11 protein-coding genes are annotated in these 19932 nt (G+C 54.4%); 7 read left to right on the top strand and 4 right to left on the bottom strand.

Annotated features, from left to right (window positions below):
- The first annotated feature begins 5 nt into the window (after window positions 1-5).
- Window positions 6-1253, top strand: a complete 1248-nt coding sequence (locus Pla22_RS14605) for a M16 family metallopeptidase (RefSeq protein ID WP_146515584.1) — start codon at window positions 6-8, stop codon at window positions 1251-1253.
- A 53-nt stretch (window positions 1254-1306) separates the two neighbouring features.
- Here the strand turns inward: Pla22_RS14605 and Pla22_RS14600 are convergent, their stop codons facing one another.
- Together Pla22_RS14600 and Pla22_RS14595 are read right to left on the bottom strand one after the other, a co-directional pair.
- Complete coding sequence (locus Pla22_RS14600; protein WP_207310388.1) at window positions 1307-1663, bottom strand: hypothetical protein; 357 nt, start codon at window positions 1661-1663, stop codon at window positions 1307-1309.
- 132 nt (window positions 1664-1795) lie between these two features.
- Window positions 1796-3475, bottom strand: coding sequence for a flagellar basal body P-ring protein FlgI (locus Pla22_RS14595; RefSeq protein WP_242632071.1), 1680 nt, complete (start codon window positions 3473-3475; stop codon window positions 1796-1798).
- Between the two features lie 434 nt (window positions 3476-3909).
- Here Pla22_RS14595 and cysC point away from each other — a divergent pair, with 434 nt between their 5' ends.
- The 3 genes from cysC (at window position 3910) to Pla22_RS14580 (ending at window position 7925) form a co-directional block, all read left to right on the top strand.
- Window positions 3910-4563, top strand: coding sequence for an adenylyl-sulfate kinase (gene cysC, locus Pla22_RS14590; RefSeq protein ID WP_146515583.1), 654 nt, complete (start codon window positions 3910-3912; stop codon window positions 4561-4563).
- A 423-nt stretch (window positions 4564-4986) separates the two neighbouring features.
- Window positions 4987-5256 (top strand): 30S ribosomal protein S15, encoded by a 270-nt coding sequence (gene rpsO / locus Pla22_RS14585; protein ID WP_146515582.1) that lies wholly within the window; start codon window positions 4987-4989, stop codon window positions 5254-5256.
- Between the two features lie 362 nt (window positions 5257-5618).
- On the top strand, window positions 5619-7925 hold the full coding sequence (locus Pla22_RS14580) for a polyribonucleotide nucleotidyltransferase (RefSeq protein WP_146515581.1): 2307 nt from the start codon (window positions 5619-5621) through the stop codon (window positions 7923-7925).
- 641 nt (window positions 7926-8566) lie between these two features.
- Here Pla22_RS14580 and dnaE read toward each other — a convergent pair.
- Entirely contained in the window at window positions 8567-12151 is a 3585-nt protein-coding gene (gene dnaE, locus Pla22_RS14575; RefSeq protein ID WP_146515580.1) for a DNA polymerase III subunit alpha, read from the bottom strand.
- A 240-nt stretch (window positions 12152-12391) separates the two neighbouring features.
- The gene (locus Pla22_RS14570) at window positions 12392-12814 is read right to left on the bottom strand and encodes a VanZ family protein (protein WP_146515579.1); all 423 of its coding nucleotides are present in this window, start codon (window positions 12812-12814) and stop codon (window positions 12392-12394) included.
- Window positions 12815-12921: 107 nt separating this feature from the next.
- Here Pla22_RS14570 and Pla22_RS14565 point away from each other — a divergent pair, with 107 nt between their 5' ends.
- The 3 genes from Pla22_RS14565 (at window position 12922) to Pla22_RS14555 (ending at window position 19846) form a co-directional block, all read left to right on the top strand.
- Window positions 12922-13731, top strand: a complete 810-nt coding sequence (locus tag Pla22_RS14565; protein ID WP_146515578.1) for a hypothetical protein — start codon at window positions 12922-12924, stop codon at window positions 13729-13731.
- On the top strand, window positions 13728-14348 hold the full coding sequence (tadA, locus tag Pla22_RS14560; RefSeq protein WP_207310387.1) for a tRNA adenosine(34) deaminase TadA: 621 nt from the start codon (window positions 13728-13730) through the stop codon (window positions 14346-14348). The genes Pla22_RS14565 and tadA overlap by 4 nt, the downstream gene beginning before the upstream one ends.
- Window positions 14349-14674: 326 nt before the next feature.
- Window positions 14675-19846: an endo-1,4-beta-xylanase gene (locus Pla22_RS14555; protein ID WP_165440680.1), complete on the top strand. Its 5172-nt coding sequence runs from the start codon at window positions 14675-14677 to the stop codon at window positions 19844-19846.
- Window positions 19847-19932: the final 86 nt, after the last annotated feature.

Here is a 19932-nt window from a genome sequence, read left to right as displayed (position 1 = left end):
TTTCTATGCCAACTTTCCATCAAGCCACGCTCCCCAACGGACTACGCATCGCAGCGGAGATTGACAACCGTGGCTACTCTGCGGCATACGGCTACTTTGTCCGCAGCGGTTCACGAGACGAGGTCGATCACGAATCGGGCCTGAGCCACTTCCTTGAACACATGATGTTCAAAGGAACCCAGCACCGCAGTGCCGCCGACGTCAACCGCGAACTTGACGAACTTGGCGGACAAGGCAACGCCTACACCAGCGAAGAGCAAACGGTCTACTACGCCACTGTGCTGCCAAAGTTCCAAGACCGCATCGTCGACTTGTTGACCGACATGATGCGTCCGACGCTTGACGAAGATGAATTCAACACCGAACGACAAGTGATCTTGGAAGAGATTGCCAAGTACGAAGACCAACCTCCCTTCGGCGCCTTCGAACGAGCGATGGAAGTTTACTTCGGCCCGCGCGGTCTCGGTCGCCGAGTGTTGGGAACCAGCCATTCGATTGAAGCCATGACGGCGACCGCGATGAAAGCTTACTTCGCTCGCCGCTACCGGCCTGAAAACATGGTCCTGGCAGCATCGGGAAACGTTGACTTCGACGCGTTAGTGGCTCAGGTTGAAAAGCAAACCGCTCACTGGGCCGACCTGCCGCTCCCTCCGGCACCGGACCGTGATGCCGCCGACGTCCTGCCCGCCGGCATTGCCTTGGACCCGAGTTTAGAAACGCCCGATGCGCATCAAGCGTATTTGATCCGTATGTCGCCGGGTCCGTCATCAGCGTCTCAGGATCGCTACGCGACACGGATTTTGGCTTCGATTGTGGGCGACGAAGGCGGTAGCCGCTTGTTCTGGGATCTGATCGATACCGGCAAGGCCGAGGTCGCAACCGTTTGGCCACAAGAATTCATGGACACGGGTGCTTGGTTTGCGTACTTGGCGTGCAATCCTGAAGACGTCGACAGCAACCGCAAACTGATGCAGGATGTGTTCACGCGCACGGCCAGTGACGGCGTCACCCAAGAGGAATTAACCCAAGCGATCAACAAAGCCACCGCCGGTCTAATCATGCAAAGCGAACGCCCCAGCAATCGCCTGTTCGGTCTGGGGAGTCGATGGCTAACTCGCAACGAATACTACAGCATCGACGACCAACTCGATCGTCTTCGATCCATCACGGTCGAATCGGTGAACGAATCGGCGAAACGTTACCTGACCGAAACCGCGATCGAAGTCATCGCCAGTGCGGCGCTTCAAACATAGTCACGCGAGTGACTGGCGCGACGCGCGGACACCCCGCCTCAAGCTCGGCCGCGTTAGACCTCGATGTCCATTTCGACACCACCGGCAAATCCGGAAACGACGTTGTAGATCAGCGCGCTGATCAGCCCGCCGAAGAAGCCCATCACGCCGTAGAGAATCGGAAAGATAAAGATCGAGCCGATACCTGCGATCGCGCCTCCCATCACTGCGTCGCCGCCACCGTTGGCACCGGCACCCACCAGAGCCATCAACGCGAAGATGCCACCGATCAAGAGCCCGATGATCGCGTACATCACTCCCAACATCTTGCCGAGCGACAGAGGATCGAGCTTCTTGATCTTCATCCTTCGTGTCGAAGTCTGATAGGTTTGAACGTTGGAAACATCGGGCGAATCGTAAGGATTGGACATCGGAGCCTCTGAGAGTGCGAGATCTACGGTCAAGAGAGAAGTACGACAAACTGCCCGCGAGTATATCACTTCCAAAGGCACGAAACACGCTCACGCGCATCGCGCCCAGACACACCAAGCGTCGCCTTAGAATTACTCGTCGTCGTCTTGAGTGGCGTCGGTGAGATCTCGGTAGTACTTGCGTTGGGATCTTGGCAGAGGATCAACCGCGAGTTGAGCCTTTAAGGCGTCGGTGTCTTTGGCCATTCGCAGAATCTCGATCACCTCGCCGTAACCGGCTCCTACTTGTGACAAGCCTACGATTGTGTCAGCGACTTTATTGGACACGCGAACACGTTGATCGTCTTTGCCAATTTCGAATCGACTGATTTTGATCCCTTCGGTCTCATCAGCCTGCACCAAAATACCTGCGGGACCACGAAGGAATTTTTCGAGTTGCAGGGTTGGCACATCTCCGAACACAACCACCTCGGGTGACTCACGAAGCGAGATCACGACCGCTGGTGGACCGGAAGATGGCACTCGGTAAAGCCAGAACGACCCGAGGGATTGGCCACCAAGTTGAGGCTTGCCGTCGCGTCGACGTCGGATGCTAACGAATGCACCGTAGCGAGTTTCGAGGCTCGGTTCATGCAGCAATCGCTTGAGAGCTTCGAGCGATTCGTACGACTTGAGTCCTTGCAAAGCAATCAGAGCGGGCAATCGAAAAGCAGCCTCGCTTCGGATCGCATGCTCAAGCGGCGAGATCGCTTCGTCGCGATCCAAGTACGCAAGCGCCTCGGCAGCGTAAAAACGAACTTCAGGATTCGTCGACTTCACGCCCTCAATCAAAGTGGGCACGGCACCTTCGCCCATGGCTTCAAGTTGCAAAGCCGCATCAGCCGATGTGCTTGGCTGAGCCAACATGTCGGCGAGTTGTATCAGACGGGCTTGGGTCTTGGTCGATTCTGGCTCGACTCCGATTGCTCGGACCACTTCCATGTATCGATAAACGTTGTCCCGATAGCGGGGATGCAATTCAACGTCGATCAAATCGTCTTCTTTTGCTGTCGCCACACCGCGACGCGTGGAACCATCAAAGAAGTAAAAACGCTTGCTAACTGCCTCGGCGAGGGCACTCGATATTTTGACGTGTTGGTATCCGGGCCGAAGCACCAAACCAAGCTTGCGGCTTTCTTGAACGCGGCCACCTGAAATCACGTTGCCTTCGATTCGGTTGGCGATGTCGTCGCCGGGTTGATGCGAAGCACGCGTTACCACGGGACCAGCACCGATCGCCAAGACAACGCCGGAGTGGACGCTACCCTTGGACACTCGGCGAGACGTTTGGATCTGGCGACGCAAGCGAGTATCAAGCAACCATCCGCCACCGAGGTCCGAAACTTGGCTTTCCTTGGGTGCCAACACCTTCAAGTCGATCGGGTCGCCGCGACGGGCACCCGGCGGAATCAACGCTCGGACTCGCACCAACGCATTGGACTTCGATTCCAGAAAGTTGTTGGGATCGGGGATATCGTGACGCTGCATTTCAGCGATCAATTCATCCCGGTAAAACGATGGATCGGCAGGCCCGCCGGTACCAGCAAGTTGCTCAACGGCTCCCACACCATCGGTCTGAATCATGTACAGGCCCTGGGAAACGGCGGCTTCACGCACCAGGTCCGGTGGAGGTGGCGACTTCATTAATTCCCGAAGTGCAGCGTCACTCTCGTCCTCGTCTTTTTTGCCCCAGAGCGATGAACAACCAGCGGAAATGCACATCAGTCCTGCGATGGCGATGAGCAAAGCATAGGAAAGACGGGGCTGGAACATGATTTGGCTTGCTGGCGTTTAGGTGGGAAAGTTGCCTTTGGATGTTGGGAATAGCTGGAAAAACAGGCTCAAGGCAAGGTCGCTTTGGGTTTCACAGGCAGCGGGTCTACGGAAATCCCGCTAAAGCAACTAGGATGAGCCCGTATCGCGTACCGTGGACTCCGATCGCGCGACGCTGAACCGAAGGCGCTGGGTAACAGAAACGGCCACCGCCATTGGCTGGTGAAATCAGTCCGAAATGCAATCAGCCGCTACGATCAAGCGAAGCGTCGGCACGAGACACCAAGCGTTGTCCCGAGACAAACTGCACGAAACGAACTGAACTGAACCTGATCGGGAGCCTGCGGTTAGCGTCGCTGGCTCCGTTTCCATGCATGTCCGTTTCCATGCGTATCCGTTCCCATATATCCGTCCCTATAGATAACTGTGCTCTCATGGCCAAAACCAATATCGTCTGGCACGACCACTCTGTTTCTCGTCAGCAACGCGAGTCGTTGTTGGGGCAACGCGGAATCGTCGTATGGTTCACCGGTTTGAGCGGATGCGGAAAGAGCACCATCGCCAATGAGCTCGACAAGCAATTGCACGAACTAGGTCGAGCTACGATGGTCTTGGATGGAGACAATATTCGGCACGGCTTATGCGCTCCGCCCGAACGGCTGGCTCAAGAACACAGCCGGGAATTCGCGGCACGCTTTGGACTTGGATTCGGTGAAACGGATCGCGAGGAAAACATTCGTCGGATCGGCAGCGTCGCAGCGTTGATGGCTGCCTCGGGCCTGATCACCCTTACCGCCTTCGTGAGCCCTTACCGGCGCGATCGCGACCGGGTTCGAAAAATCGTCGAGGCACAGCGGGCGGGTGATTTCGTCGAGGTGTTTGTCGATACGCCCTTGGAGATTTGCGAATTGCGAGACCCCAAGGGACTGTACAAGAAGGCTCGAGCTGGCGAGATCAAGAACTTCACTGGCATCAGCGACCCGTATGAGGCTCCCGAAAATCCCGAAATCCACCTTCGTGGCGGAGACGATCGCACCCCGGCCGAGCAGGCAGCCGAAGTGTTGGCAAAGCTAGGTATTGATAGCTAGGTCTTGATAGCTGGGTCCTGATAGCTGGGTCCTGATAGCTGGGTCCTGATAGCTGGGAACGTGCACCGAACGCCGGTTGACATTCAAAAAAGCCGATAAGGCAGTGCACGGACCTGAAACACGCGTCGCGTTTGAAAACAGAGCCCGAGAGCGAAGCCTGTGATCGTGAAGTCCTGTGATCGTGAAGTCCTGTGATCCTAACGAACGGGGTGACTCGGAAATACGGAGCTAGCGGCGGGTGGTTTCGAGCTCGCCGGCACAAAAGCCCCGTCGTTGCCAACGATTTGCACCTCGGGATGCCTGGTTAAAAACCTGGCATCTATTCTTCAAAACGGTCTCGCTTGCCGTTGCGTTCCCCAGCCAAGGCGGTACAATTCGCCCTTCAATGTGAAAAGTAGGACTTACGCAACTAGCAAGAAACGAATGACGATCTCGAAAGAGCGAAAAACCGCGGTTATCGGCGAACACAAAAAATCAGACGCCGATACCGGCTCACCTGAAGTGCAAATTGCCATTTTGACCGAGCGGATCAACGGACTGACTCAGCACATGCGAACTCATAGCAAGGATTACGCTTCACGGCGTGGTTTGCTTGGTTTGGTGAGCCGTCGCCGTCGTCTCCTCGACTACGTCCGTGGGGAAGACCCACAACGCTATCTCGATATCATCGGAAAATTGGGCATTCGCAAGTAGCCCAACAAGCCGCCCCCAAGGGAGCACAAGGCCAACTGAGCCAGCTCGCCAAGGTGAGCGGTGCAGATGGATCGCGTCTTATTCGGGTTGCCATGGCCTTGCCATCGCTCCCCGATTTTCATGCGCGAATTTTCTTCCGCTTCTCTAAGGCGGCATTTCTCTTGAATTGCAACTGCGACGTTGCACGTATCGAGGTTGCTTAAATCTCTACGACCGTCCGTCAGCAACCGTGCTGACTTGTCGGATCACATCCCGCCTGGTGCTACGCAGAAATTATATCCGTGCTGCCCCGGGACCCGTTCAGCGATGCGCTGGGCACTCATTCTGAAATTGTTGTATTTGTAGGTTGAAGGAAAAGAAAAGTGACTGAAAAAAGAATCAGAGTAGAAAAGAAGATCGGACGACAAACGTTGTCGTTCGAAACCGGCCAACTGGCCAAGCAAGCCGCCGGTGCCGTTTTGGTCCAGTACGGCGAAACGGTCGTCCTGGTGGCAACCGCCAGCAGCGATCCTCGTCCCGGGCTGGACTTCTTCCCGTTGACTTGTGACTACCGCGAACGACTTGCCGCCGCTGGTAAGTTCCCAGGTGGCTTCTTGAAGCGAGAAGGCCGACCGAGCACTAAAGAGATTTTGTCCTCACGATTGATGGACCGCCCGATTCGCCCGTTGTTCCCCAACGGTTTTAAAGACGAAGTTCAAGTCCAAGCCTGCGTTATCGCATCGGACCAACAAAACGACGGCGACGTGCTCGCCATGAACGGTGCATCGCTCGCCCTGCACATTTCGCCGCTTCCTTTCCACGGTCCGATTGCTTCGGTACGCGTTGGTAAGATCAACGGCGAACTCGTCGCGTTCCCCACGCACGAAGAACTTGAGCAAAGCGAACTCGACATGATCGTCAGCGGCTCGCAAGAGCAAGTGGCGATGATCGAAGGCTTCGCTAACGAAATGCCTGAAGATCAAATGATGGAAGCCATCAAGTACGCTCACGGAGTTATCCGCGAAGTACTCGAGCTTCAAAACGAACTGTACCAAAAGGTTAATCCGACCAAGAAAGAGTACATCGCCCCCGAAGACGATGGCTTGTTCGACCGTCTTAACAACGCCTACTACGACGAGTTCAAGAAGGCTCAACAAGTTGTCGGCAAGCATGATCGTGCAGACGCGTGCAGCGTTTTACGCGACAAGGCGATGGCTGAAGTCATTCCTGATCCGAACGCTGAAGGCGCTATTTGCGTCAAGCGTTTCAAGGGCGTTTGGCACGACCTGGAAGAAAAAGTTGTTCGCGACTTGATCATGGCTGGCACTCGTAGCGACGGTCGCGATAACACATCGCTTCGTGCTATCCACTGCGAAACCGACATTCTGCCTCGCGTACACGGTTCCGCTGTGTTCCAACGTGGCGAAACTCAAGCTCTTGTTACGATCGCATTGGGTACCGCTCGCGACGAACAACGCGTCGACGGCTTGATCGAAGAGTACAGCAAGAAGTTCATGCTGGATTACAACTTCCCTTCGTTCAGCGTCGGCGAATGTCGCCCGATTCGTGGCCCTGGTCGCCGCGAAATCGGCCACGGCTGTTTGGCTGAACGTAGCGTTGCACCAGTGCTTCCTGCTGCTGAAGACTTCCCTTACACAATTCGCGTGATCAGCGACATTCTTGAATCGAATGGTTCGTCGTCGATGGCGTCGATCTGCGGTGCCACCTTGGCTTTGATGGCCTCGGGTGTTCCGATCAGTAACCCAGTTGCTGGTATCTCGGTCGGCCTGGTTCGCGAAACTCCTGAAAAGTGGGTCCTGTTGACCGACATTCTGGGAAGCGAAGATCACTTCGGCGACATGGACTTCAAGATTGCGGGTACGCAAAACGGTATCACCGGCATCCAGTTGGACTTGAAGGTCACCGGAATCAACGAAGACATCATTCGCGCAACGCTGAAGCAATCACGCGAAGCTCGGATCGAAATCCTTCGCAAGATGTTGACCACGATCTCGCGTCCTCGTCGCGAAATTGCTCCCACTGCACCACGTTTGCTTCGTACCAAGATCGCTTCGGACAAGATCGGTGCTTTGATTGGTCCTGGTGGCAAGAACATCCGCGGCATCCAAGAACGTACCGGTGCGGTGATTGAAGTTGATGACGACGGTACCGTCTTGATCGCCAGCAGCAACAAGGAAACCGCCGAAGAAGCACTGCGAGCTGTCGAAGCCTGCACGGCAACCGTTCAGATCGGCAAGATCTACGACGGCATCGTTAGCAGCATCAAAGAGTTCGGTGCGTTTGTTGAAATCCTGCCAGGTCGCGATGGACTTTGTCATATCAGCGAAATCAGCAACGGCTACATCAGCAGCATGGACAACTTGGTCAATGTTGGCGACGCGATGAAGGTCCTCGTGATCGACGTCGACGAGCACGACCGAGTCAAGTTGAGCCGACGCCGTGCGTTGGAAGAACTTGGCGAAGAAGATGAACTCGCCGCTCTTGTTGAAGCAGGTGCACCCGCTGGCGGTGGCGAACGCAGTAGTGGTGGCGACAGCGACGGCGAAGACCGTCCACGTCGACGTCGCGGCGGAAGTGGCGGAGGCGGCGGCGGTGGTCGCGGCCGATCCGGTGGCGGTGGCGGCGGTGGAAACCGTGGCGGCTCAGGCGGTGGTCGCAGTCGCGACTAGTGCGAATCGCCATCTCGCTAAACGAGATGTTTGATCAAAATTCGAACGCTGGATACGTCATCGTATCCAGCGTTTTTTATTGCGCCGCAGTGAAGCCGCAGTGAAGCCGCAGTGAAGCCGCAGTGAATGCGATGAAGACGAGAGCATGCCGAATACTGAACACCCCAAGCCGACGCTACAAGCGTTAACCAGTCGAAGCCGCCATTGCTTACGGAAACAGGCACGGCCGCGGACTAGAGAATCGCTGACGATGCGATGCAGCTTGCCAGAGAGTGGCGTACTGCTCAATCAACGGTGCCTGCCGCATCTGAACTTCTCTTGCATCTGAACTTCTCTTGCATCTGAACTTCTCTTGCATCTGAACTTCTCTTGCTTCTGAACTTCTCTTGCTTCTGAACTTCTCTTGCTTCTGAACTTCCCTTGCTTCTGAACTTCCCTGGCTTCTGAACTTCCCTGGCTTCTGAACTTCTCCGGCTTTCAACTTCCCTCGCCTTGGCCCCGTTGGCTCTAAATGTCCTGCTTCAGACCAGCAGCACCTTGAGCCTGTTCAGAAAAGGGCAAACACCAACCGAGCTTTGCGCTCGTCCATCAACGGTGACTGGACGAGCGGCATAAAACTGATCGCGTTTGGACTTGGACTTCTATCCTCGCGGCTTCGACATCAAGAGACGATAACGACCGGTCCCCAGAAAATCGTCGAGCCTTGTCCGCAGTTCCGGCGTGATCTCGACACGCTGTTTGTTCGCCTTCATCTGCACCACATCGCCCTCATTCATTTGCAGCGACAGTAGTAGTTCTTGCTTTCCGGGATAACCTCGCAAGATCTCTCGCAAACCGGAAACGGTTTTGGCATCGTGCTCACGTTCATCCAAGCACAACCGCATGCCGTGGGTGTACCGACCTTCCAAATCTTCAAACAGCGTGATTTCGTCAATGATCAGGTTGGCTTCATCGCCACCGCCACGGCGGTCGACCTTACCTTTGGCCAACACCACCGCATCGGGTTGAATCTTATCACCGTGATCAGCGAAACCCTTTGGCCAAGAGATGCAACGGATCGCCCCCTGCATGTCTTCCAAGTCGAAGTTTGCGTACTTTGAAGGTTGGCCAGGCTTGGGATTTTTGGTGTGAGCAATTTTGAGGGAACTGATCATGCCACCAAGAATCACTTCGCCGCGATCCTTCACGTCGCCCAACTTATCCGTGGTATGAGTCCGGAAGGTCGCAAGTTTCTTTTCAAATTCGGCCAACGGGTGTGAGTCCAGGTAATAGCCGAGAACTTCCTTTTCGAAGATCAACTTTTCCCGATCAGGCCATTCGTCCATTTCGGGTAGCGATGCAGGCGCGCTGACGGTTTCCTCGTCTTCCTCATCATCAAACGCGCCAAACAAACTCGTTTGACCACTCTTCTTGTCCGCTTGAACCGCAGCACCGGCCTGCACCGCACGTTCGATCACCGCGACCAATTGAGCGCGTTTCGCGCCGAAACAGTCCATCGCGCCAGCTTTGATGAGCGTTTCGATTGCACTCTTGTTACACGCCGCCGGGTCAACTCGTTCGCAGAAGTCGAAGATATCTCGATAGGGCCCGTTCTTTTTGCGTTCTTCCTCAATCGCAATTCCTGTCGCTCCACCACATCCCTTGATTGCCGACAATGCAAAAAAGATCTGTCCGTCACCCACGGTAAAGTCGGCGCCGCTGGTGTTTACACTCGGCGCAACGACCTCGATCTGCATTCGATCGCAATCTTCCATGTGCTCAACGAGTGCATCCTTGCGTTTGAAGTTTCGTCCCGAAATATCGCTCGACAGAAGCGCCGCCATGAACTCACACGGATAGTGAGCCTTCAGGTAGGCGGTCTGATAGGCGACCAGGGCATAGGCAGTACTGTGAGACTTGTTGAAACCATAGCCAGCGAATTTGACGATCAGGTTCCAGATGTCTTGAGCGTCTTTTTCAGCCAAGCCGTTTTCCACCGCACCAACGATGAAGGCTTCGTGGTTGGCGTCGATCAACGATTGTTTCTTCTTGCTGATCGCCTTGATGCACGTGTATGCGTTGGCTAGCGGAATCTTGCCCAATCGGTTCAGGATCCGCATCACCTGTTCCTGGTACACCATGATCGAGTTAGTTTCCTCGAGCACTTCCTTCAACACCGGGTGTTTGTATTCAGGTTGCTGGCGACCGTGCTTGATGTTCACGTAGTCGTCGACCATCCCGCCTTCCAGTGGCCCCGGGCGATACAACGCTGCGGTCGCAATGATGTCGTTGAAACGGTCAGGCTTCATTCGTGTCAGCAAGTCGCGAATCCCACCGGATTCCAACTGAAACACGCCCTTCGTTTCGCCTCGTTGCAACAACGCGTAGGAGGCCTTGTCATCGAGTGGCAAACGCTGGATGTCCAAATCCTTGCCGGTCGTTTGCTTGATCAATTGGACCGTTCGCGAAAGCATCGTCAGGTTGCGCAAACCCAAGAAGTCCATCTTCAACAGACCCGACGCTTCCACATCGGCCATCGCCCACTGCGTGATGACTTCCTGCTTGCCCGGCACGCGAGTCAGCGGCACGTATTCATCGAGCGGTTTATCGGCGATCACGACCGCGGCGGCGTGCGTTCCAACGTTCCGCGCGAGACCTTCGATCTTCATCGCCAAGTCAAGCAACTCGCGAATTTCGGGATCGCCCTCGTAGCATTGCTTCAGGTCGGCGCTCTTCTCGATTGCACTCTTGATCGTGATCTTTAGCTCATCAGGCACCATCTCGGTGATCTGGTTGACTCGGCCCAGCGGCACACCGAGTGCACGGCCGACGTCCTTGATCGCAGCCCGAGCGGCCAACGTTCCAAAGGTTCCGATCTGGCAAACCATTTCGTTGCCATACTTGCGTTTGACATATTCGATAACCTCGACGCGACGCTCTTTTTCGAAGTCGATGTCGATATCAGGCGGCTCGGTACGTGATTCATCGAGAAATCGCTCAAACAGCAAGTCGTAACGCAGCGGACAAACGTGTGACATGTAAAGCGCGTAACACACGATCGCTCCCACACCACTTCCCCGAGCCGTCGCACTGATGCCGACACTGCGCGCGTATTCAACAAAGTCCCACACAATCAAGAAGTAAGTCGGATAGCCAAGTTTTTCGATCACATCGAGTTCACGATCCAAGCGGGCCATGACTTCTTCGCTCAGTTCGCCTTCAGCCGATATCCGTTCCTCGTCGCCCTGATAGCGTTCCTTCAGGCCTTTAACGCAGAGTTCACGCAGGTAATCCAGCGGCGTTTTTTGCTCGGGACATTCAAAACCGGGGAAGAAGTACTTGTTGAATTCGATGTCGATGTGAACCGAATCCGCGATCTCTTGACTGCGAGCGACCGCGTCCTCGAGCCCCGGGAATTTCTCGTACATCTGATCGGGACTGCGCAAGAAGAACTGGTCGTTCTCCATTTTCATCCGAGACTTATCCGTTCGAAATCGTCCCGTGTTGATGCACAACATGATGTCTTGTGCTTCGGCATCTTCTTGATTGACATAGTGGCAATCGCTTGTGGCAACCAACGGCAACCCCATTCGTTTTGCCATTTCAACGGCGGATTCCAATTGCATCCGTTGAATTTCGACATCGTTGTTCATGATCTCGATGAAGTAACGATCCTCGAAAACCTTATGAAACCAACCTGCAATGTCGCGAGCCTGCTTCTCGACTCCTTCGGTATCAAGTCCCTTCATCACACAGCGAGAGAATTCGCTGCTCACGCAGCCCGACAAACAAACAATGCCTTCGCTGTATTTTTCTAGGATCTCTTTATCGATTCGCGGCTTGAAGTAGAAACCTTCCAACGAAGCAGCCGAGGCCAACTTGATCAGGTTCTTGTAGCCGGTGTGATTCTGGGCGAGCAACGTGAGGTGATAGGATGCATCCTTGCTGGACGACGCACCGCCTTTATCAAATCGCGAACCCGGCGCGATGTAGGCTTCGTAACCGATGATCGGGTTGATGTCTTTTGCTTTGGCCTTGCGATAGAACTCGAGCGCGCCGTGCAGGTTCCCGTGATCGGTCAGCGCCAGCGCCGTCATGCCATGTTCGGAAGCTCGATTGACGAGCTTGCCAATATCACCAGCGCCATCGAGCAAAGAGTAATGGCTGTGACAATGCAGGTGCGCAAAAGGACGAACGGTCTTAGTTTGTCCGTCGTCAGAGGGGCTGTCGGTGATGATCGCGTTCATGATTCGGGCTCCGTGCGTGAGGCTTGTCCACTCGAAGGATAGCCTAACGGATTGCCAAACCAAGGTCAGCGAGGGGCGGAAAACGAGTCGTCCGGATTGACTTACCGATCGAGAACTGTCGCGGTTGCCGCGTCGCGTTTCAAACTCACCAAACGCGTCCCCCGAGCGGTTTGACGGGAACGCAAGCGCAAAGCAGGGGGTTGGTTGCTCTAGTCATCTGCCGCAGGATTCTCGGGCTTTTTAAGCCGCGTTCTGCGAACCCATTTCGGGTCGTGTTACCGCCATGGTCTTGGCAATCCAGCGAGCGGTCGCGTAGAGGCTAATCGCAGTCAGGATTCCCAACGTATCGGCACAGAAATCACGGAAATCGGGCACCCGACCGGGAACGAGCCCCTGGGTAATTTCGTCGATCGCGGCGTAACTCATGCAAACCACCGCAATAATGGAAAATCGTTTCCACAGCTTGGGGGACGTTGTGACATAGCAAAGCAGAGTCGCTAGGCCAAAGAATGCACTAAAGTGCTTGACCTTATCGTTGACGTCAGGCGAGAAGTCGGCGAACTTGGGAAGATGGGTGCCGGTGAAGATGCCAATCCAATACACCGCCAACACCAAGATCGCGAGCCGGATTCCCACTATGCTAATTTTTGTGACGGGTCGCATGGATCGACGCAGTGCTCACCAGATATGAGAATAAAAAGTCAGAAGCTTTGAACTCAGCCAACTCCGAGCTGAATAATTTGAATTATCGAAACACCTGGGCTCCCTCCATGAATCCTTCTCGACGCTTCGGCCTCCTTCGAATCACATTCTACCCGTTCATTGCCGTGATCCTGGCAACTTCGGTAAGTTTTGCTGATCCGCCAAACCAGGCAAGCTCTCCTGCCGCTACAGCCACGTTAGCGGAGGAGAATGCCGCCGAATCAAGCGTCCAACCCAAAGGCGGCAAGTGGACACCTTTGGTGAACCACTGGGAATCGATTCAGTTCGGCGGCGAGGGCTCGGTCGATATCACGAAGAACAATGACCAAGCATTGATCCGTTTGGAATTGGGAGACCCCATTACCGGAGTCCGCTTCAGTGGCGAAGTCCCCCAGAACAATTACGAACTCAAGTTTCAAGCTAAGCGAATTGAGGGCATCGACTTTTTCTGTGGCGTAACATTCCCGATCGACGAGTCGGCCCTGACGTTAGTTCTCGGGGGCTGGGGTGGTGGCATCACGGGGATCAGCAGCATCGATGGCCTTGATGCAAGTGAGAACTCGACCACACTGTTCCGGCACTACGAAAACGAAATTTGGTACGACGTACGAATCCGAGTGAGCGACTTTGGCGTCGAGGCGTGGATTGGCGAACCCGATCCCAAAAACCCAAAGCAACGCGAAGAATCCAACGTCGTCGAACTGATGCGTGAGGGACAGAAATTTGGGTTGCGTTTCGAAATGGACCTCTGCACGCCGCTTGGCTTGGCCAACTACCAATGCGTTTCGGAGTTTCGCAATCTCGGCTGGCGGAAACTTTCCCAATCAGAAATCGACGCTGCTAAAGCCAAGCATCAAGAATGGACAGAAGACCAATGAACTTGCGAGTATTTGACGACGGAAATCACGACGGCAACGATTTCGAAGACGATGGCGTGGAAGATGCGAACTTCGATGCCGGTGTTCTTGGTAATGGTGCCTTCGGTGATGGCGAATTTGGCAACGGTGATTTCGAAGACGATGGCGAAGGGCTGGTGCTCTACCCCGATGCCCATTGGATGACGCGTGCGTTGGAGCAAGCACTCGAAGCCGAGCGGGCTGAAGAAGTTCCCGTGGGTGCCATTATCGTGCGAGACAATCAAATCATCGCCGCAGCACGCAACGAACGCGAAAGTTTGAAGGATCCCACGGCGCATGCCGAGATGATCGCGATCACGCAAGCCGCCGCGGCAATGGAAGATTGGCGATTGGAAGAATGCACGATGTTCGTGACCCTAGAACCGTGCTTGATGTGCGCTGGCGCGATCCTTCAGTCGCGAATTCCGCGTGTCGTATTTGGTGCTCGCGACCCCAAAGGCGGAGCCGTCGAAAGCCTTTACACGGTGCTTCAAGATCCACGCTTGAATCACCGCTGCGAAGTCATATCAGGAATCATGGCGGAACCCTGCGGTCAAATCCTGACCGAGTTTTTCAGCAACCGCCGCGGCAAGAAATAGCAGGCCTGAAACGACAAGTCCATTCTTGGATCTACTCAAGTTGAGTGGGAACAATATTGAGTCTTAGTCCACGCCAGTCGTGCCACAGCCTATTCGCCCAAAACGACTAACTTGTCGCCAGCCGAACGCATGAGTTGGCTAGAATGTCTGGCGAGCAAACTACCCATCTCTGCGGGTAGAGGTGCCAGATTGGAAGTACTCGTTTGTTTTCGGCTTTGACTATGCGCATAAGTGCAATGGATACGATTCGATCAATTTCATCACGATCGCGTCTGAAACGTGCGGCCCATCCCGCTAAACGCCGACATCATTTGGCAAGCCGCGGAATGATACTGGAGCGACTCGAGGACCGTCGATTGCTCGCAGCAGGAAATGGCCTGCAAGCACAATACTTCAACAACGAGAACCTAAACGGCACCGCGTTTATTCGACTCGACCCAACCGTGGACTTCGATTGGGGGTCGGGTTCACCAGATTCCAGTATTGCTAGCGACACGTTTTCGGCTCGTTGGAGCGGTCAGGTCGAGGCCGAGTTCACGGAGAACTATGAGTTCTTTGCCAGCGCCGATGGTGGGGTTCGGCTTTGGGTCAACGGGCAACTCATGTTTGATTCTTTTGACGACAACGGATTCGTCGAAGCAGTGAACAACATCGACCTGATCGCGGGACGACGCTACGACGTTCAGCTTGAGTACCGAGAAGTTTCTGGAGTCGCGGCGGTTTCCTTGGAATGGAGTAGCTCAAGCCTTCCGCGTGAAGTCGTCCCGACGGGACAACTCTTTGCAAGCCAACGAGGATCGGTCACGACTGAAACTTGGAATGACGTGTCGGGATCGGACATTGTCAGCTTAACGTCTCTCCCGAATTTCCCGAGTTCGCCAACGACGGTTGAAAATTGGAACTCGATCGCCTCGGTCAACGACAACACTACCGACAACTACGGCCGGCGCATTCGGGGATACATTCACGCACCGCAATCCGGTAATTATCAGTTTTACGTTGCCGCCAACGAAACTTCGCAATTGTGGCTCAGTGCATCCGAATCGCCTGACCATTTAAGTCTGATCGCGTCCACCAATGTAGCGACAAGTCCACAAGATTGGACCGCTTCTGCCAGTCAGCAATCCGACACAATTGTGCTAGCTGCGGGTCAGAAGTACTACTTTGAATTACTGCACAAGGAAGGGGTTGGAGATGACCACTTGGCTGTTGGGTGGACCACGCCAACCAGCAGTACCGTTACCCTGATCGGTCGATCAGATCTATCACCCGTCGTCCCCGAAGTCCGCATTTATTCAGAGTCACCTTATGGAGCGGAACTCGCTGGCGTACCGGCAAAATTTACGATTGTGCGGGAATCCGGACCGACAAACTTACCTTTGGAAGTTTTTTACTCGACCAGCGGTACAGCCAACAATGGTGTGGATTACCAAAGTTTGTCAGGCTCAATCATTATCCCATCTGGCTCTTTATCAGTTGATTTGAATATCACCCCGCTAACTGATACTTTGGACGAAGGACCAGAGTCGGTTGTGATTGAACTTCAAAATGGACCAGGCTATGAGGTCGGCTTCACCAGCGAACGAACGGTCTATGGGACAATCTACGACGACGCTGCTGCACCCAGCGGTGGCACCTCGCTTTGGACCGGAACGCAGTTAGCAGACTTCACTCGTTTCGGTGGCACCTACACCACGGAATCAGACCCAACGTTCGGATCGGTGATTCAAGCCGCGATCTTGAGCCAGCCGGCAACTCAGTACAGTGCCCAAATACGTCAAGCCATTGATGCCCCGGTGACCCAAGGCGACATCTTGTTCGCTGAGTTCGCAGTCCGTTCGACAACGGGACCAGGGGAATTGACGGCAATCTTCGAATTGGGGGCCTCTCCCTACACAAAGTCTCTTTCTCAACAAATCCAAGTGGGATCAGATTGGACGAAAATCCAAATGCCTTTCATTGCTGCGGGATCTTACGCAGTTGGCCAAGCGACGTTTGGCTTTCATCTTGGTTTCCAAATTCAAACACTTCAGTTCACTGATTTCCAACTACTTAACTATGGTCCCCCGAAGTCATTGGCTTCTGAAACGGACTTTTTCTTAAGTGGCGCAGGCACTTGGGGAACGTCGCAACTTGTCCCCGTCGCGGGCGAGCCGTTTGGTTTTGCCTATGAAGTAACAACAAGTGCTGTTCCGCCAAACCCTTGGAACCTGCAAGCGCAAGAAAAAAACGACTACCCAGTACAGTCCGGAGACACGTTGCGGTTTGAGTTTTCTGTTCGAGCTACTAGTGGCAACAACCCAATCACTGGCTTTGTGCTGCAAACTACTGATACCTATGCCAATCTGGTTTCGCAAAGCATCAACCTGAGTTCAAACTGGCAACACTTTACTATCGACTATGAAGTCGGCGAAGACTTTGCGACCGAGAGTCTACAAGCGGTATTTAACATTGGACAGAAATTGCAGACCGTTGAAATTGGAGGATTCCATTGGACAAACCTAAGCAACTCGGTCAATTTCGAAGATCTTCCAGAGCAATTTCCTGCTTCATCCTACGAAGGTCGACTAGGAACTGACGCATGGCGTGAATCTGCCGACAGTCGAATTGAAACCGACCGGATGAGTTTGGCTACGGTCCAGGTTGTCGATGGATCCGGAAATCCGCTCGATGGAGCAGTCATTCACCTTCGCCAGAAAGAACACGAATTTCTGTTTGGATCCGCAATCAACGCGTTCAACGGCAAGCTTGATCCGAACGGCAATACTCAGGCGCTGAAGTACCAGAGTGAGATCAATCGCTTGTTCAACACGGTTGTGATGGAGAACTCTCTCAAGTGGCCTCAGTATCTCAATGATCCCCAACGCGCCATCGACGCCGTTAACTTTGCCAATTCCAACGACCTTTATGTACGTGGTCACAACATGATTTGGCCTAGTCGCGGGAACATGCCGAGTAGCATTTGGAATGAATACGACACTCGGGTCATTACCGATGGCTCAGTTTCAGCAGCCGCCTGGCTTGAGACCACGATAGAAAATCACCTCGCTGATCTGTTGACAACGTTCAATGGCCAAGTCCCCGAATGGGATGTCGTCAATGAACCGTACACCAACCATGACGTGATGGACATTCTCGGCGACTCCATCGTTGTCGATTGGTTCCAACAGGTTCGTGATTACGATCCGACAATTAAGCTTGTGCTTAACGACTACCACATCTTCACTAGCAACGGTTCCGACACGGCACACCGAGTTAACTTTGACAACTGGCTCACCACCCTTTCCAACGCCGGATTGCTGGATGTTATCGGAGTGCAAAATCATTACGGCGCGGGCAATTTGACCGACATCGTCGTCTTAGAACAATTGGTGAATTCGTACTATACGCAGTTCAACACGCCAATCGTGATTACTGAGTTCGACGTGAATACGGAAGACGAACAGTTGCAAGCAGACTATTTGCGTGATTACTTCACCATGGCCTTTAGCCAAAACGAAGTCAGCGAAATTCTGCAATGGGGTTTTTGGGAAGACTCCCACTGGCTGCCGAACTCAGCACTCTACCGATCCGATTTTAGCATCAAGCCAAATGGGCAAGCCTATGAAGACCTCGTGTTCGGTCGATGGTGGTCGGACGTACGCGGAACCTCAAGCAGTGGTGCCTTCAGCACGGACGTCTTCCGAGGCGACTACGAAGTCGTTGTGGAATACGGCGGCAACACGTTCACGACTTCGTTGGTCGTCGACTCAAGCGATACCGCATCCGCGACCGTTACCGTTCCCACACAATTGGTCGACGCGATTGACGATTCCGTGGTGACGAATCAGGACACCCCCGTCGACATCAGCGTCTTGCTGAATGACTTGCCAGCGGGCGAGACGAAAGTCGTGTCTGCGGTGGATGGAACCCATGGAACGACCTCGATCGGACCGGGCGGTGTGATCACGTACACTCCGAACGTAGGCTTTTCGGGTTCCGACAGTTTTCAATACACCATCGCGTTGCAAGATGTTGAGCTCGTCAATAGTGCAGTCAGTGGTGGTGACCGTTTTGGAAACTCCGTCGCTGTCTCGGGCGACTTTGCCGTGGTGGGATCCTTCCTTGATGATCCAGCAGGACTCAATAGCGCCGGATCAGCGTTTGTCTACCAACGCACCGGCAATACGAGTTGGACGCAAGTCGCTCAACTGACTGGTGACGGCGCGCCCAACGGTACTGACGGCCAGTTCGGTTACAGCGTCGCCATCGACGGTGACACAGTCGCCGTAAGCGCCCAGAAAGATCGTGAAAACGGATTCCAAGCCGGGGCGGTTTACATCTTTGATCGCAACGAAGGTGGCCCCGACAACTGGGGACGTGTGACCAAGCTGATCGGCAGTGACACCGTCAAACGTGATTTGTTCGGTCGTTCGGTGGACATTTCTGGCGACACGATCGTCGTGGGTGCCAGTGTTGCTGACCCCGTGGGTGTATCCTCGGGCGCGGCCTACGTTTTCGAGCGGGATCAGGGTGGCGTCGACACTTGGGGACAAGTCAAGAAGCTTACCGGCAGCACCCAGGGTGCGGGCGATCGTTTCGGCCAGTCGGTATCGATTGATGAAAACTATGTTGCGGTGGGTGCGTTCCGGTACGACGGCGTTGGCAACGATAGCGGTGCGGCCTACGTCTTCGCAAGGAACTCAGGCGGCGTCGACAACTGGGGTGAGGTGGCAGTTGTGGAAGCCTCGGATGGATCAGCGGCTGATCAATTCGGCTTTAGCGTCTCGATCGAAGGAAACAACTTGGCCGTCGCAGCGCCTTTGGATGACGAGGCGGGCATGAATCAGCTCGGTTCGGTCTATCTGTTCAATGCATCCGAGGGCGGCTCTGATAACTGGGGCCAAGTGACAAAGCTATTGGCAAATGACGGTGTCGCAGGTGACCGTCTGGGCCTTTCGGTCTCCATTGATGGCGATCGAATCATCGCCGGTTCACCGCTTGCCGATGGTGGCGGCAATGCGTCGGGCCGTGCTTACGTGTTCGAGAACGTTGCCGGTTCATGGTCTCAGTCCCGAGTCCTGATCAATGACAAAGTCACTACCGCCGACGAATACGGAATCGCGGTAGCGACGGACGGCGAAGTTGCGATCATTGGATCGTGGTTGGACAATCGCCCGAACAACAACACTGGCGGCGCCTACGCGTTTGACCTGCAAACGGATATTGCGACTGTGTCGGTCACGGTTGGCTCCGCGTCGCTGGAGTTATTACTGACTCAAAGCATAACGGAGCCAATGAGCATCTCATCTGAGTCGGCAGAGCCTGTGGTGCAACTAGATAGCCGTCGAGTGTTGGTCGAGCCACTATCCTCGCCAACGTTAACGCGTGATCACGTGCTTGCTGTCGGGTTTGCTGATCCAAGCGACGATGAACTCGAAGGTATCCTCAACAACATCGCCAACGATCGCTTGAGCCATCCACTCGCTGCGAGCTTTGATGGCATCGCTAATGGATGAACAGATTCGTAAGCCAGGAATTCACTTGGTGAATCGCCTGCAGAGGGATCAGTGGTAGTGCCCTAGACGAATGCGGTTATCTTCAC

The organism is Rubripirellula amarantea, from assembly GCF_007859865.1.
Lineage (GTDB): Bacteria > Planctomycetota > Planctomycetia > Pirellulales > Pirellulaceae > Rubripirellula > Rubripirellula amarantea.
This window is presented reverse-complemented; position numbering and strand designations above follow the sequence as displayed.